Raw genomic sequence first — 14,942 nt, 5'->3', positions numbered from 1 at the left:
GTTGTGTGTGCCTGCGACGGCCGCGGAGCCGGTTGGCTCCGACCGCCAGCACCCTCTTCATCGATGCGGCCGTGCAGGTCACCGGGACGGGTCCCGGGCCGGCCTGGCCATCATGAAGGACAGGGCCGGTGGCCGATCCGGACGCCCAGTGCCGCAGGCATGCATCAGTTCTTACCGTAGCGGAGTCGGGTGCTGAACAATTCCTGGAGTGCTGCACGTGTCATTAACGGGCGCCCAGGTTTTCCGCTCCCGAGTCCCGCTTTCGGACACTGGCTCGCCCTGCGACTCATGATGGGCACACCAGGCCCGTCAGGTGCCGCATTTCCAACTCAAGCCAAAAGGGGTAAACGAATGCGAGTTTTGACGAGGGGGCTCCTCAGCACCATTGCCGTCGCTGGTATCGCCGCGGGAAGCCTGGCAGGGGCGGGCGTAAGCTTTGCGGCGCCCGCGTCGGTCTCGAAGCCAGCGGTGGGCGCTGAGGCTGTCACTCCGCTGGCCGTGAACAACTTGGGCCTGAACACGACCGAGGCCAAGAACATCCAGTGCTGGCTGCGGGGCTATGGCTACACCGGCGCGATCGACGGGCAACTCGGGACCAACAGCTGGAAGGCCTTCCAGCGCAATCTCCAAGCCAACTACGGCTACACCGGCGCGATCGACGGCATCGTCGGCACCGGCACGAAGAAGGCCCTGCAGCGCCTCCTCAAGGAAGCCTGGGGCTACACCGGCGCGATCGACGGGATCTTCGGATCGGGATCGCAGGCAGCGTTCAAACGGATGGCTGCGGATGGCTATCCCGGCTGCGGATGACTCCCCCGGCTGCTGAGGTGAGTGGCCACCGCGAACAGACGACAGCGGGGCCGGAGAGGATCAGCCATCCGGCCCCGCTGTTCGTCCGCACGCCGCTGCGCGATCTGAGGAGCGGCGCGGTCACCGTGACCGTTCGGCCAACGGCACGCCCCGGCAAACGGGCCTACGCGCGATCATCGGCGACAGATGGAGCCGACAGCCGACCGGCTGGACCGTGATCAGGCTGGACGCACCCTGACAGCACACTCCTCCCCCGGAACGGCCCGGCTGGAGGGAGCGCGCCGCCAATCCCGCCGACGATGCCGCTTCCACCGTCCACTACACCCTTTGCGCCCGCTGCGAGCTCAGGTGGGCCGAGTGGTGGCCGAGTGACCCTGCACCCCCGTAGGACCAGCGGTGCGGGCCGGCCACTGCGGGATTGGAGACGCTGCGCCTGCCACACCCCAGCCCGTCCTGGCACACCCTCGGCGGCCACCTCCAGGACTCCTTCGCCTGTGGGCACGGGCGCGCCAGGGGGCCATCAGCAGCGCGAGACCTGCCCGCGTGTTCCCGGGGGGTGAGTCGCGTCGCGCAGAACGATCTCAGGCTGGGGGCCGTTGTCTGGGCCCGGTGGATCCTGGGTTCGTTGCGCGCGCCCGTGAGTCGTGCTTGGCTCGCCGAATGAACTTTCTGTTGACGGCAAGTGGCCTGCGTAACGAGACGCTGCGAGATGCGCTGCGGGACATGCTGGGCAGGCCGTTCGGATCGGCGAACGTCGTGTACGTGCCCACGGCATCAGTCGCCGAACCCGGAGACCACGGGTGGGTCGTCGCGGACATGAACCGGCTGCACGGCCTCGGCTGGCGGGAGTTCAACATCCTGGAGCTGAACGGCCTGCCCCGGCAGATGGTGCTCGACCGGCTGCTCCACGCCGACGTCATCTATGTCGAAGGCGGCAGCCATTACCACCTCGCGCGCAGCATCACCGGCAACGGCCTGGCCGACGGCTTCCTCAAGGCGTTGGAGAGCCGCGTCTATGTGGGGGTCAGCGCCGGATCAATGATCTTCAGCCGCAATCTCACCGGACACTCTGCCGATATCATCGGAGACACCACGGACCTCCACGTGCTCGGCGCGACGACCGTGGAGCCACCCTTCGGCCTCTTCGACTGGTATCTCAAGCCCCACCTGTACTCGCCGGACTTCCCCGAGCGGGACGACGCCTGGGCTGATCGCATCGCTGCGCGAGCGGACTTCCCCATCTACTTCATCGACGACGAGACGGCCGTCCGCGTCAGGAACGGCACGGTGGATATCCTTTCCGAAGGCCGATGGCGGTTCCATCCATAACGCAATACGCGCGGTGGAGAGCCCCGGACAGGGCAGTGCGGCGCCCAGGGGCGCACCGATGCGAAGCTGCCAGGGTGAGCGCCTGCCTCAGGCGGCTTGCACGAGGTAGTACGGAGTGACGTTCTGCCGTTCGGCGGGCACAGGGCTTGCGGCGGATGAGCCGCCAGGTCATCAGCGTGACAGCTGCCCAGGTCATCAGTGACTCGCTCACCGGAGGAATGGGAACGGGCCTGGACCAGCGAGAAGCCCACCCAGTTCCGCCGGATGACCACGGGCACGACCGGTCCCCACCACCAGCTGATCAGCTCCGCCCATGACAGGCCGACGGCGACGAGGGGCCGGGCGTACGCCAGCTCTCTCCGCTGAGCACCACGCCGACCGGTGCAACCTCGAACAGAGCAGTACGGATCAAGTCGGCGTGGCCCTCCCCGGTCAAGGAGCGCTGATGGGGGCGTGCGAGCTCAGCCGCTGGCGGACCAGACGGGGCCTGGCCGTGCTGCGTGATCTGTGCGCCGAACGCAGCTGGCCACCCGTGATCTGGAGCCGGGAGATGGGCTATCCCTTCTGCGCGAGCGAGGCGGAGGCAGCAGACGGACCCCGCCGTGGCAGTGCCCAGGAGGCCGCCTCCAGGACTCTGTGCGCACGGCTCGCGGATTCGCTCGCTTCCCCGCCGGAAGAAGTCCTGTTCCACACGTACGCGGCCTTGTACTTCCGAAAGGGAGGGCCTGTCCTGCCCGCCCTGATTCCCCAGGTGTATTTCCACTACGACCCCTACACCGCGAAGACCCGGGTCGCGCCTGTCCCTTTGGCGAGGCAGCGTATGGACTTCCTCCTGCTGCTGCCCCACAGGGTTCGGGGGGCCTGGAGGTCGACGGCCAACAGCACTACTCGATCAACGGCAAGGCGAGCCCCAAGCTGTATGCCCAGATGATGTCGGAAGAACGGCAGTTGAAGCTCTCCGGATAAGAGGTCTACCGCTTCGGTGGCCACGAGCTCGACCGGAGTGCCGGCCCTCGGGCAGTCGCTGGCTTCTTCCGAGAGCTCTTCGGACGTTACGACAGGGGTGGCAGGGCGGTCTGGCTGTCCAGGTGCTCGTACCGCACGCCGCGCGATCGGCTTCCAGCTACCGGTTTGCCAAGGCGGGCTACGCACTCAGCCGTCCGGCTGGTCCGACGCTTCGAGGACCGGCCGGCGGAGCGAAAAGGAAGGTACCGGCGCAGCACTGCCGCGCTCGTGTCACGGTGGGTGACCGTCGCCGCCGTGCCGATCGTCCCAGGCATCGCGTTCTTCCCCCGGAAAGCAAGGCGCGGCGCTCGGTCCGGCCAGGGGCACAGCCGAACGGGTGCACCGCCCGGGTCGGCCGAGTGTTTCGCGCGGACGGGGTTACTCGCCCGTCGGCCCGAGGGCAATGCATGGCTTGGAACGGTCAGCGAGGTGGCAGAAGGAGGCGTTACGTGGACCGGGAGCGGTGTGAGGGGGCCACTGAAGGCAGGGACGCACCGTGAGTGCGGAGAGTCGGCCACCGGCCCTGCCGCGGGCGGCCGCGACCCGCGGCCCCGGAGAGCGGTTCGTCGTTGCGGCGGACGGGCGGCTTCCCCTCCTGGACGGCGGCGGAAGCCTGCTGCGTAAAGCCTTTCCCGAGCACTGGTCGTTCCTCCTCGGGGAGATCGCGCTCTACAGCCTGCTCGTTCTCGTGCTGACCGGGGTGTGGCTGACGTTCTTCTTCAAGCCGGAGATGCGCGAGGTGGTCTACGCCGGGCCGTATGTGCCGCTGCGCGGTGTGCTCGTGTCGGCCGCCTTCGACTCGACCCTGCACATCAGCTTCGACGTGCGCGGCGGACTCCTCATGCGGCAGATGCACCACTGGGCCGCTCTCGTGTTCGTCGCCGCGATCGGTTTGCACCTGTTGCGGATCTTCTTCACGGGTGCGTTCCGCAGGCCGCGGGAGATGAACTGGATCATCGGCGTCACGCTGTTCCTGCTCGCCCTGGCCGAGGGTTTCGCAGGCTACTCGCTCCCCGACGACCTGCTCTCCGGCACCGGATTGCGCATCGCGCAGGGGATCATGCTGTCCCTGCCGGTCGTGGGAACCTACATGAGCATGTTCGCGTTCGGGTCCCAGTTCCCCGGCCAGGACATCATCCCCCGCCTGTACGGCCTGCACATCCTGCTGCTGCCCGGGGCGCTGCTCGCCCTGGTCACCGTGCACCTGATCCTGGTGTTCTACCTGAAACACACGCAGTGGCGCGGCCCCCGCACCACCAACCGCAACGCCCTCGGCAAGCCGATGGTCCCTCAGTTCACGGCTTCCTCGACGGGTCTGTCCCTCATGGTGTTCGGGGTCATGGCGCTGCTCGGCGGGCTCGCGCAGATCAACCCGGTGTGGGCATACGGCCCCTACCGTCCCGACCAGGTGTCGACCGACTCGCAGCCCGACTGGTACGTCGGCTTCCTGGAGGGCGCACTGCGGCTCGTACCGCCCTGGGAGACGAGCGTCGCCGGCCACACGCTCATGTGGAACGTCCTGCTGCCCGCGATCGTCCTGCCGGCACTGCTGTTCGTCGTCCTCTATGCCTACCCGTTCGTCGAACAGTGGCTGACAGGGGAGCACCACCGGGAACACCACCTGTGCGACCGGCCGCGGGAACGCCCGGTGCGCACCGGGCTCGGCGTCGCCGGGGTCACCTGCTACGGCATCCTGCTGCTGGCCGGCGGCAACGACGTGGTGGCGTACACCTTCCGGATCTCGATGAACACGCTGACGTGGATCCTACGCATCGCTCTGGTGGTGGCACCGGTCGTCGCCTTCCTGCTCACCCGGCGGCTGTGCCACGCCCTGCTGGAGGCGGAGCAGAAGCGCCTGGAAGAGGGGGAAGAGACCGGTCAGGTGCGCCAGACCGTGGAGGGCGGCTACGAGAGCGGCCACGAACCGGTGACCGGCTTCCGGCCGGGAGCACCGAGGAAGCCGCTCAGCTCCCTCGAGTCACGAACTGGAACACCATCCCCAGAACCCCCCGAGCCAGAATCCCCATCCCGATGAGGAACAGCCACAGCCCGTACACCACCCCGGTGGCGGCGAGGGTGAAGCCGAACGCCGTGACGATCGGCCACGGGCTGTGGGCCGGGAAGAACTCCAACGGGCCGACCGCGGCCGCCACCTCGGCATCCCTGCGGTCCTGAGGGCGGCGCCCCTGGCGCCGGTACTGGATCGCACAGAAGACCGACACCACGGCGGCCATCCCGAAGGCGATGATCAGGACCGCCGTACCTGCGGGATCCCACCTCGACCAGACGCCGTACAGGGTGGCGGAACCGGCGAAGAACACGGCGACGCCGCCGAAGAGCACTGCTTCGACCTTCAACGCGAACCCTCCCCCAGGGACTGCCGCAGGATTTCCGGATGGTGCAGGTCGGAGGCGGGTGAGTCGGAGCGCACCCGGGGTAGAGCGACGAAGTTGTGGCGCGGCGGTGGGCAAGAGGTCGCCCACTCCAGGGAGCGGCCGTAGCCCCAGGGGTCGTCCAGGGTGACCCGTTCGCCGTACCGGGAGGTGTGCCAGACGTTGTACAGGAACGGCAGGGTGGAGACGCCCAGCAGGAACGCGCCCGTTGACGACAGCGTGTTGAGCAGGGTGAAGCCGTCGGCGGGCAGGTAGTCGGCGTAGCGGCGGGGCATGCCTTCCGTGCCGAGCCAGTGCTGCACCAGGAAGGTCAGCTGGAAGCCGGGGAACAGCAGCCAGAAGTGCAGCTTGCCCAGCCGCTCGTTCAGCATCTTCCCGGTGAGTTTGGGCCACCAGAAGTAGAAACCGGCGAACATGGCGAAGACGATGGTGCCGAAGAGCACGTAGTGCAGGTGCGCCACGATGAAGTACGAGTCGGTGACGTGGAAGTCAAGCGGCGGAGACGCGATGATCACGCCGCTGAGACCGCCGAGCAGGAACGACACCAGGAACCCGAACGACCACAGCATCGGCGTCTCGAACGACAGCGACCCGCGGTGCATGGTGCCGATCCATGCGAAGAACTTGATCCCCGTCGGCACCGCGATGAGGAACGACATCAGGGAGAAGAACGGCAGCAGCACGGCACCGGTGGCGAACATGTGGTGCGCCCATACGACCGCGGACAGCATGGTGATCGTGATCGTCGCGCCGATCATCGGCAGATAGCCGAACAGCGGTTTGCGTGAGAACACCGGAATGATCTCCGAGACCACTCCGAAGAACGGCAGCGCGACGATGTACACCTCCGGATGGCCGAAGAACCAGAACAGGTGCTGCCACAGGATGGCTCCGCCGTTCGCCGCGTCGAACACGTGCGCGCCGAACTTGCGGTCGGCCTCCAGGGCCAGCAGCGTGGCGGTGAGCGCGGGGAAGGCGGGCAGCACGAGGATCGAGGTGAACAGCACGTTCCAGGTGAACATCGGCATCCGGAACATCGTCATGCCGGGGGCCCGCAGCGCCATGATGGTGGCGATGAAGTTGACCGCGCTGAGCGTCGTCGACACGCCGGTCACGACCAGGCCCATCGTCCACAGGTCGCCGCCGGCGCCGGGCGTCCGGTACGCGCTGTTCAGCGGGGCGTAGGCGAACCAGCCGAACGACGCGGCTCCGCCGGGTACCAGGAAGCCGGACACGACCATCAGGCCGCCGAAGAGGAACATCCAGTAGGACAGGGCGTTCAGGCGCGGGAAGGCCATGTCCGGCGCGCCGATCTGCAGCGGCATCACCGCGTTGGCGAACCCGGCGAACATCGGCGTGGCGAACAGCAGCATCATCACCGTGCCGTGCACCGTGAAGAGCTGGTTGTAGACCGCCAGGGACATGAACTGCTGTCCAGGACGGGCGAGTTCGGCCCGCATGCCCATGGCCAGCAGACCGCCGAAGAGGAAGAAGCAGAACGCAGTGACCATGTAGAGGCGGCCGATCACCTTGTGGTCGGTCGTCGTGGCCCAGCGCAGCAGCGCCCGGCCGAGCGAGGATTCAGCGGTGGCCTTCCGCCAGAGGCTGGTGGTGTATTCCGACAGTTCCGTCATCGTTCTCCTCCACGCGTCCTCGCCCTGCGGCGTTACGCCCGTCCCATCCCGGACGGCATGCGAACGCAACGCGGGGTGCCCCATGACGCCGGCGGGAACCGGCCGAGGGGAATAGGGGGCCGCGCAGGGCCTCGCGCCTCCGTAGGCCCGCTGGGGTGACCGGCGGTCGGGATCACGGCCGTCCGCCGCGACGCTATAGCGGCACTCCCGTCGACGTGGGTTCGCCACGCCCAAACGCAGAGGAAGACGTACGTCAGAACGGGCGCGGCCCAGTCGTTCGCCGAGAAACCGGGCAGGCCATCGTTGTTGACCTGCGGCTCGTACGCGCAGATCCGCCATAGGAACACGGAGGCCGCCGACAGGATCGCGACCCCGACCACATCGGGCCAGGAGTCACGGGGAAGCCGCCAGACGGCCGCGGCGAGCGCGAGCACACCCGTGATGGCGGCAGTCAGCGCAATGCCGACGTAGCCGATCAACGCGGCTGTGATGGCAGCCGGGACGGAAGAAGATCAGCGCCGTCGCAATGGCGTCGAGAAACTCGCTGCAGGGGGCCGGCCAAGCGAGGGGGGCGGCGGGCATCGCCACATCCACCCGGTCGTCCGGCCGGTCCTACCGGGTGAGAGGGCGCGTGGAACGTCTCCCCACGGGGATACAGAGTGTGATCGTGCCGTTGCAGCGACACTGCCGTCGGTCAAGGCGTCGACCGCCTTTCCCATTCCTGGACTCAGAAGGTCGGATGCCGCAGGTCAAGCCACTGTCCGACCGCAGGACCGGCAGCGAGCTGGACAACCGCACTCGTTCTCGTTCGGAGCAGACGGAGGCCGCATTGAAGACTGAACGTACGTCACAGCAGATCATCGATGACGTGATCTGCTACATGGAGCCCGCGTTGCGCGAGGCGACGGCCATGCTCAGCCAGCCCGTCAGACACATGGCGGAGTATCACTTCGGCTGGATCGACGCCGACGGACGGCCCTCCACCCCAGTCGGCTTCCGGCGGCGACCCGCACTGGTGGCGCTGCTGTGCGCGGGCAGTACCAAGAAGGCGTGGGACGGCGTCCGCAATGCCGCCGTGGCGGGCACGCTGATGTCCGCCGCAGGCACCGTGCACGACGACATCTCGGACCACGAGATGCTCCGCAAGGGGCGCCCCACGCTGTGGACGGTATTCGGGGTGCCCTCCGCCATCCAGGTCGGAGTCGCTCTTCACTGCCTGGCCTTCGAGCTGCTGGCCACCGAGACGCCCCGGACCGCGGTCGAACTGAGCCGCCGCGCGGCGTACGCGATCCGGGAGTGCTGCTCGGGTCAGATCCATGACGTGGACTCCGAAGGAAGCTCGCGGATGGTCCTGGAGGACTCGCTCGACCTGCTGGAGAGCACCATCGCCTTCCCGACTGTCGGAGTGGCCATGGTCGGCGCGCTGATGCGGGGGGCTTCGGAGGACGAAGTGGCGGCGGCCGAGAGGTTCGGTTACCACGCCGGCATGGCCATGGCGTTCTTCGACGACTGGGAAGGAGTCTGGGGGACCTCGCGAGAGTCGCTGGAAGAACCCTGGGCCGACCTGCGCCGCCGTAAGGGGCGGGCCTTCGTGGCCTTCGCCCTCCGGTCCCGAGGACCGGCCCGCGACCAGCTGGCTGCCTTCTACGACGACACCACTGAGCCCAGCGTCGAACAACTCGAACACGTCGCTGCCCTGATCGAGGAGTGCGGCGGCCGAACGTGGCTGGAGGACCGGATTCGGGAACACACCAGTCTGGCCCGGCGAGCACTACCCGACGCGGTGCCCGATCCGGCCGCCCAGGCCGAACTCGCAGCCTTCGTAGGCGCGATGGCCGACGAACTGCCCTGACCTTCATGTCCGGGCCGGATAGGTCCTCGACCGGATGACGTCCCGGCCCGACGCTCCTCGGTGGCGGGCAGGCCGAGGGCGAGGCGTGCCTTGATGGCGGGCCGGGCCATGCGGGCCTCCTCCCGCAGGCGGATCAGGACCAGGGCGGTGGTCTGCATGGCTCCGGAGACGACCATGCCGCCGACGGGGATCACCGCGTGGGCTGCAGCGCAGGGACGTCGCGAGGGTTCCTCACGACGACGGGCCACGACGGCAGGACCAGGCTCGATCCCAGAGCCACCAGGATGCGACACGGCCTGCCCGCCCGCGTAGGCCAGCGTGGCGCCACCGCCGTTGCCCCAGCGTGCTCAACTGCCTGGGCCGCTACGGCTTCCGTGCCGGCGTCCTGTCCGGTGTCGGCCTGCGCCCGCCGCGCGACCCGGCCACGGCCGATCAGGACGAAGACGAGTGAGCTCGGTGGTGCCGGAGGCCAGGGGCTGACTGGGTGCCATGGCGCGTCAGCACGGGTGGGCAGGGCGTCGACGGCCAACGGGAGCGCGTACCCGGGTCGGCGCCGGGGACGGGCCCCAGGCAGGCGTGGCCGGTCATGTGGCACCAGGCGGGCAGGTCGAGCGGGGCGGCCGGGTCGGTGGCGATGACGTGCACGACGGTGCCCGGCGCGGCGCCGTCGATCTGCTTGCGCAGGCGGAGCAGGAGGGTGACGCGGAGCAGGCCGGTGCCGTCGACCGTGATGTCCGCCGCCGGTATGAGTACCGCGGTCATCGGGGCAGGGTCTGGGTGACGCGCCACAGGCGGCGGGGCAGGCCCCCCTCCTCGAAGGGGTGGACCTCGTTCAGGGCCCAGCCGTCGGCGAGGGCATCGATCAGGTCGCGGGGGAAGAAGTGGACGGCGAAGCCGCCGTGCTCGTAGATGTCGTCGCCGTGTGCGGTTCCGGTGCCGTAGTGGGAGTCGCCGGTGTGCCGGACGGTGTAGACGAAGACCCCGCCGGACCGCAGCACGCGCCGGACCTCGCTGACGACGGCATAGGTCTCCTTCGTGGACAGCGCCATGCACAGCAGCATGTGCGCGAAGACGGCGTCCACGCTGTCGTCGGGCAGCGCCAGAGGCTCGCGGACGTCGTGCACCGCGGTCGTCACCCGCTCGGCCACCCCCTGCCGCCGGGCGGCGGCGCGCAGCTGCTCAAGGCCGGTTCCGGAGAAGTCGGTCGCCTGGACGGTGAAGCCCTCGCGGGCGAAGTACACGGCGTCGCGGCCGTGTCCGGAGCCGAGTTCGAGGACGTCCTGGGCGCCGGCGGAGCGGAAGACCCCGGTGGCGTGGACGGCGGGCGCGGAAGGGACCTCACCATACATGCCGGGGTGGGCGGTGTAGGTCTGCTCCCAGTGGCGGCGCTGGGCCTCGCCCAGCTCCTCATGTCCTCCAGCCACCCGCTGTCCCTTCACCCATCGGCGGACCAAATGTGGCCTGCTGCGGTCAGGGTAGGCCAAGTCCCGGCAGTCGGCCGGTGCTGGGGATGCCCGCATTCGCTCATATATCGTCTTCCGATATCGGGATCCGTTAGCGAAGGGCAGTGAGGGAGTGGGGCCATGGGGAAGGCGTCGACGGCGGGCGGGGTGCCGGATGAGTTGCAGCGGCGGCTGGGGGTGCCGGATGCGGTGGTGATCGGCCTGGGGTCGATGATCGGCGCGGGGATCTTCGCCGCGCTCGCGCCGGCGGCCCGCGCGGCCGGATCCGGGCTGCTGCTGGGGCTGGCCGCCGCGGCGGCGGTGGCGTACTGCAATGCGACGTCCTCGGCCCGGCTGGCCGCCCGCTATCCCGCCTCGGGCGGCACGTATGTGTACGGGCGGGAACGGCTGGGCGCGTTTTGGGGATACCTGGCCGGGTGGTCCTTCGTCGTCGGCAAGACCGCCTCGTGCGCGGCGATGGCACTGACGGTCGGGGCGTATGTGTGGCCAGGGCAGGCGCACGCGGTGGCGGTCGCGGCCGTGGTGGCGCTGACCGCGGTGAACTACGCGGGCGTGCAGAAGTCGGCGTGGCTGACCCGGGCGATCGTCGCGGTCGTGCTGGCGGTCCTCGCCGCCGTCGTGGTCGCCGCCCTGACCTCTCAGGCCGCGGATGCGGCACGGCTGGACATCGGCGCGGACGCCTCCTTCGGCGGAGTGCTGCAGGCCGGGGGCCTGCTGTTCTTCGCGTTCGCCGGGTACGCCCGCATCGCCACCCTGGGTGAGGAAGTCAAAGATCCGGCGCGCACGATCCCTCGGGCGATTCCGATCGCGCTCGGTATCACGCTCGTCGTCTACGCGGTGGTCGCCGTCGCGGCGCTTGTGGTGCTCGGTCCCGGCCGCCTGGCGCACGCCGCCGCTCCGCTGTCGGAGGCGGTGCGGGTGGCGGGTGGTGACTGGCTGGTACCAGTAGTCCGGGTGGGGGCGGCGGTGGCCGCGCTGGGCTCGTTGCTCGCGCTGGTCCTCGGGGTCTCACGTACCACGCTGGCCATGGCCCGTGACCGTCACCTGCCGCACGTGCTGGCGGCGGTCCATCCGAGGTTCAAGGTGCCGCACCGGGCCGAACTGGTGGTCGGCGCGGTGGTGGCCGTGCTGGCGGCGGTGGCGGATGTGCGCGGCGCGATCGGGTTCTCCTCCTTCGGCGTGCTGGCGTACTACGCCATCGCCAATGCCTCCGCCTGGACCCTCACGCCTGAGGAAGGCCGTCCGCCGCGGATCATCCCCGTCGCCGGGGTGGCCGGCTGCATGGTGCTCGCTTTCGCCCTGCCGCTGTCCTCGGTGCTGTCGGGGGCCGCGGTGCTGGTCGCCGGCGCCGCCGCCTACAGCATCCGCCGCGCCCTGGGCGCCCGTCCGGCCGCCTGAGTGTCCCCAAATGCGCACCTCCGTCCTACCGGGCGTCGTCACCGAGGACTTCGCGAGCCAGTTCGCGCAGCGCCCGCCGGTCTTCCTCCAGTGCCTGCTTCCCGGCGCTCGTCGCCCGGTACACCCGCCGGGTGCGCCCGTCGACGACCCGCTGCTCGGAGGTGAGCAGCCCGTCGGCTTCCAGCCGGTGCAGCGTCGGATACAGAGTGCCGGGGCTGATCTGGTAGCCGTGCCGGGCCAGTTCCTCGGTCATCCACGCGCCGTGGATCTCCTCCTCGGCCGCGTGGTGCAGGATGTGCAGCCGCATCGCGCCCCGCTGGAACTCCCGCACCCCTGACCCACCTCCACGCCGCCCGCCGCACGCAGTGACGAAACCGATATCGGCTACCGATCCTACGCGGCAGCCCGAGCCCCGGCCGCCCCGCACCCCGACGGCGTACGAGCCCCGCAACGCGGCCGACCGCGGGGCCGGTTCGGTCAGCCGGAGTGCGCGCGGCGAGCGGTGCGGCGGGTGATGCGGGTGCGGGCGACCAATCGCATCACCGGTCCGAAGGTGGCGGAGGCCAGCGAGCCGGTGAAGTAGAATCCCGGAGTTCAACGTCCCGGAGCCTGAAGCTTTCCTCCTGTCGACAGAGGCGGTCATGAGTGGGCAATTTCCGGCGTAACCAGCTCGGCGTGAGTTGACCGTCAGTCCCCCGTCGCAAGATTCGCGTCTTAGGTAGGGTGCCGGAATGTTTTCTCTGCTCCCACTGGCCGCTCGCACTGGGCCGCCACTGGCATTCTGCCTCGGTGTCCTCGGTGTCGGTGTGATCGCCGTCATCTTCGGTTTGGGCTTCGCCTTCGACGTGCGCGGGATGTCCACCCGTCAAGCCGCGCGGATGAGAGCACGTGTCCGCGAGGCCCGTCTGCGCAGGGGCAGCCTTGCCGAGCCCGTCTATCCGGTCTCCCCGGAAACGCGGATGCGGATGTCAGGGAGCTTCATAGCCTTGGCAGGAGTCGTCCTGGGTGCCGCTGGCTTCGCGCTGCTGCACCTGGGGTAGCGCCTTGATTTCTGTGCGTCCAGCCAACTGACATGGACGGCCCCGCGGTTGCACCACCCTGTCGGGGTGAGTGTCTTCGCTGGCGCTGGAAGCTGAACCGAATAGTACTCAACCGTACGAACCAAGGTCCCCGGGATCCGCCGGCTGTTCGTGCCCGACCCGGGGACGCGAGTTCGCCGAGATCGCCGACCGGGCCGCGAAAGATCAAATGAGCTACCGCGGCTTCCTCGCTGAACTGCTGATGGCGGAGTGCGATGACCGGGCCCGCCGCCGTTCGGAACGACGGATCAAGGCAGCGGGATCTCCCCGCGAGAAGTCACTGCGGACCTTCGACTTCGACGCCAACCCCAACATCGAGCCGGCCACCGTCAACACGCTTGCCAGCTGCGAATGGATCAAGAAGGGACAGCCTCTCTGCCCGATCGGCGACTCCGGCACAGGCAAGTCCCACATGCTCATCGCCCTGGGCACCGAGGCCGCGATGAAGGGCTACCGCGTGCGCTACACCCTCGCCACCGAACTCGTGAACGAGCTGGTCGAGGCCGCCGACGAGAGGCAACTGAACAAGACCATCGCCCGCTACGGCCGCGTTGACCTGCTCTGCATCGACGAACTCGGCTACATGGACTCGACGGTCATGGCGCCGAACTGCTTTTCCAGGTCCTGACCGAGCGCGAGGAGAAGAACAGCGTCGCCATCGCCTCCAACGAGTCCTCCGGAGGCTGGACCAAGACCTTCGCCGACCCCCGCCTCTGCGCGGCCATCGTCGACCGCCTCACCTTCAACGGCACCATCATCGAGACCGGCACCGACTCCTACCGCTTCGCCAGCACCCGAGCCCGAACCGAGGAACCGGCCAAGACTGGCTGACCACCCCAGGGGCATCACTGAGTCGCCCGTCGGGTGGTCATGTCGAGGAGGGGGAAAGTACCGTCGGCCAGTGCTGCATCAGATCGCTTGGGACGTTGAGGTCACGTCCGGGCAGCGCTCTTACAAATGATCGTCATGAGGTGACGGCCCGGATCGAGCAGATGCTCGGCAGCCCGGTTGCCAGCGCGTCCAGCCAGGCGGCTTTTCCGAAGGCATGGCCGCGCGAGTGCACCTGGCGAACGGCAAACGTGCATTCATCAAGGCAGCGAGCTCGCTGGTGGCGCCGGCAGTGGCGGACTTCCACCGCCGGGAGACCGCGGTCTCACAGCGACTCCCCGCGGAAGCGCCGACACCGCGGTTGCTCGATGCGTACGACGACGGCACCTGGGTGGTGCTGGCCTTGGAGGACATCCCCGGACGTTTGCCCGCCCAGCCGTGGCAGCCGGATGAACTCGACAGGGTGCTCGCGGCGGTCACCGGCATGACCGAGGCCCTGACGCCATCGCCCGTGGACAAGGCAATCTTGAGCAAGCCGCGCCTCGGGGGATGGCTGGAGGTGGCTGCGGATGACGCCGTGAGGGCCAAGGTGGAGGAGTTGTCGCCGTGGGCGGCCCGCCATTTCGACGACCTCGTCGTCCTGGAACAGAACGCCTCCCTCATCGGCAGCACCCTCCTGCATGGAGATCTGTACCCGTTCAACATCATGCTCGCCGCGGACCGTGTCTTCGTCGTCGACTGGCCGCATGCCTGGATCGGACCCTGGCACTGTGACGCGGTCACACTGCTGTCGAGCGCGTGGCTCAGCGGTGTGGAGCCACAGCCCATCGCAGAGCGCCACCCCCTGATCCGTGACCTTGATCCCGTCCGCGTCAATGAAATGCTGGCACTGCAGGCGGGATTCCTCTTGAAAGTGGCCGCCGCGGCTGGGCCGGCCGCCGATCGCAACCTCGTGGCTATGATGACCGCCTTGGGCCTTGCTTCGCTGCGCTGGCTGGGACAGCGGATGTGAAGAGCGGCACGTGCTGCCTCCACTCGGCCGCCAGTGAAGTCGGTCGCCGCCGCCTTGCTGACCCGCGGCGAGCCACTACGCCTGACCGACTACTGCGGTGCTCGCGGTGTCCGCGGTCCAGCCTGGGCGGCGAAGTAGG

The 14,942-nt window shown here is 68.7% G+C and carries 12 protein-coding genes and 2 pseudogenes; 8 read left to right on the top strand and 6 right to left on the bottom strand.

The genetic code is table 11. The features are described 5' to 3' along the window. The first annotated feature begins 351 nt into the window (after positions 1-351). The 3 genes from PS467_RS41005 (at position 352) to qcrB (ending at position 5,179) form a co-directional block, all read left to right on the top strand. A complete protein-coding gene (locus PS467_RS41005) occupies positions 352-810 on the top strand; it encodes a peptidoglycan-binding domain-containing protein (RefSeq protein ID WP_311039595.1) in 459 nt (152 codons plus the stop codon). A 660-nt stretch (positions 811-1,470) separates the two neighbouring features. After that, entirely contained in the window at positions 1,471-2,139 is a 669-nt protein-coding gene (locus PS467_RS41000; RefSeq protein ID WP_311039594.1) for a Type 1 glutamine amidotransferase-like domain-containing protein, read from the top strand. A 1,528-nt stretch (positions 2,140-3,667) separates the two neighbouring features. Then, positions 3,668-5,179 (top strand): cytochrome bc1 complex cytochrome b subunit, encoded by a 1,512-nt coding sequence (gene qcrB, locus PS467_RS40995; protein ID WP_432280791.1) that lies wholly within the window; start codon positions 3,668-3,670, stop codon positions 5,177-5,179. On the opposite strand, the gene ctaF is transcribed toward qcrB, so the two are convergent. Together ctaF and ctaD are read right to left on the bottom strand one after the other, a co-directional pair. Then, complete coding sequence (ctaF, locus tag PS467_RS40990) at positions 5,109-5,501, bottom strand: aa3-type cytochrome oxidase subunit IV (protein ID WP_311039593.1); 393 nt, start codon at positions 5,499-5,501, stop codon at positions 5,109-5,111. The two genes, qcrB and ctaF, sit on opposite strands and share 71 nt — an antisense overlap. After that, positions 5,498-7,171, bottom strand: coding sequence for an aa3-type cytochrome oxidase subunit I (ctaD, locus tag PS467_RS40985; protein WP_268976732.1), 1,674 nt, complete (start codon positions 7,169-7,171; stop codon positions 5,498-5,500). The genes ctaF and ctaD overlap by 4 nt, the downstream gene beginning before the upstream one ends. A gap of 829 nt (positions 7,172-8,000) precedes the next feature. On the opposite strand from ctaD, the gene PS467_RS40980 reads away from it, so the two are divergent. Next, positions 8,001-9,023, top strand: coding sequence for a polyprenyl synthetase family protein (locus tag PS467_RS40980; protein WP_311039592.1), 1,023 nt, complete (start codon positions 8,001-8,003; stop codon positions 9,021-9,023). Between the two features lie 71 nt (positions 9,024-9,094). Here the strand turns inward: PS467_RS40980 and PS467_RS40975 are convergent. The 3 genes and pseudogenes from PS467_RS40975 to PS467_RS40965 form a co-directional block, all read right to left on the bottom strand. After that, positions 9,095-9,271 (bottom strand): annotated as a pseudogene (locus tag PS467_RS40975) (ABC transporter permease); the annotation flags it as partial. A 184-nt stretch (positions 9,272-9,455) separates the two neighbouring features. Next, positions 9,456-9,785 (bottom strand): sulfurtransferase TusA family protein, encoded by a 330-nt coding sequence (locus PS467_RS40970; RefSeq protein ID WP_311039591.1) that lies wholly within the window; start codon positions 9,783-9,785, stop codon positions 9,456-9,458. Then, entirely contained in the window at positions 9,782-10,447 is a 666-nt protein-coding gene (locus PS467_RS40965; RefSeq protein WP_311039590.1) for a class I SAM-dependent methyltransferase, read from the bottom strand. The genes PS467_RS40970 and PS467_RS40965 overlap by 4 nt, the downstream gene beginning before the upstream one ends. A 159-nt stretch (positions 10,448-10,606) precedes the next feature. On the opposite strand from PS467_RS40965, the gene PS467_RS40960 reads away from it, so the two are divergent. After that, positions 10,607-11,884, top strand: coding sequence for an APC family permease (locus PS467_RS40960; protein WP_311039589.1), 1,278 nt, complete (start codon positions 10,607-10,609; stop codon positions 11,882-11,884). 25 nt (positions 11,885-11,909) lie between these two features. Here PS467_RS40960 and PS467_RS40955 read toward each other — a convergent pair whose 3' ends face one another. Continuing rightward, positions 11,910-12,215: an Rv3488 family transcriptional regulator gene (locus tag PS467_RS40955; RefSeq protein WP_268976728.1), complete on the bottom strand. Its 306-nt coding sequence runs from the start codon at positions 12,213-12,215 to the stop codon at positions 11,910-11,912. Positions 12,216-12,690: 475 nt separating this feature from the next. On the opposite strand from PS467_RS40955, the gene PS467_RS40950 reads away from it, so the two are divergent. The 3 genes and pseudogenes from PS467_RS40950 to PS467_RS40940 all read left to right on the top strand — a co-directional run bounded on the left by PS467_RS40950 (position 12,691) and on the right by PS467_RS40940 (position 14,803). Beyond that, positions 12,691-12,924, top strand: coding sequence for a hypothetical protein (locus PS467_RS40950; RefSeq protein WP_311039588.1), 234 nt, complete (start codon positions 12,691-12,693; stop codon positions 12,922-12,924). Between the two features lie 184 nt (positions 12,925-13,108). Then, positions 13,109-13,794, top strand: a pseudogene (istB, locus tag PS467_RS40945) (IS21-like element helper ATPase IstB); the annotation flags it as partial. Positions 13,795-14,008: 214 nt separating this feature from the next. Next, positions 14,009-14,803: an aminoglycoside phosphotransferase family protein gene (locus PS467_RS40940; protein WP_311039587.1), complete on the top strand. Its 795-nt coding sequence runs from the start codon at positions 14,009-14,011 to the stop codon at positions 14,801-14,803. Positions 14,804-14,942: the final 139 nt, after the last annotated feature.

It is taken from the genome of Streptomyces luomodiensis (assembly GCF_031679605.1).
GTDB lineage: Bacteria > Actinomycetota > Actinomycetes > Streptomycetales > Streptomycetaceae > Streptomyces > Streptomyces luomodiensis.
Note: the sequence above shows the minus strand (reverse complement) of the source record. Positions and strands in the feature narration are given on the sequence as shown.

Coding starts and splice junctions, on each gene's coding strand:
- PS467_RS41005 (WP_311039595.1), top strand. CDS start 352: ATGCGAGTTTTGACGAGGGGGCTCCTCAGCACCATTGCCGTCGCTGGT.
- PS467_RS41000 (WP_311039594.1), top strand. CDS start 1,471: ATGAACTTTCTGTTGACGGCAAGTGGCCTGCGTAACGAGACGCTGCGA.
- ctaD (WP_268976732.1), bottom strand. CDS start 7,171: ATGACGGAACTGTCGGAATACACCACCAGCCTCTGGCGGAAGGCCACC.
- PS467_RS40940 (WP_311039587.1), top strand. CDS start 14,009: ATGGCCGCGCGAGTGCACCTGGCGAACGGCAAACGTGCATTCATCAAG.
- PS467_RS40970 (WP_311039591.1), bottom strand. CDS start 9,785: ATGACCGCGGTACTCATACCGGCGGCGGACATCACGGTCGACGGCACC.
- PS467_RS40960 (WP_311039589.1), top strand. CDS start 10,607: ATGGGGAAGGCGTCGACGGCGGGCGGGGTGCCGGATGAGTTGCAGCGG.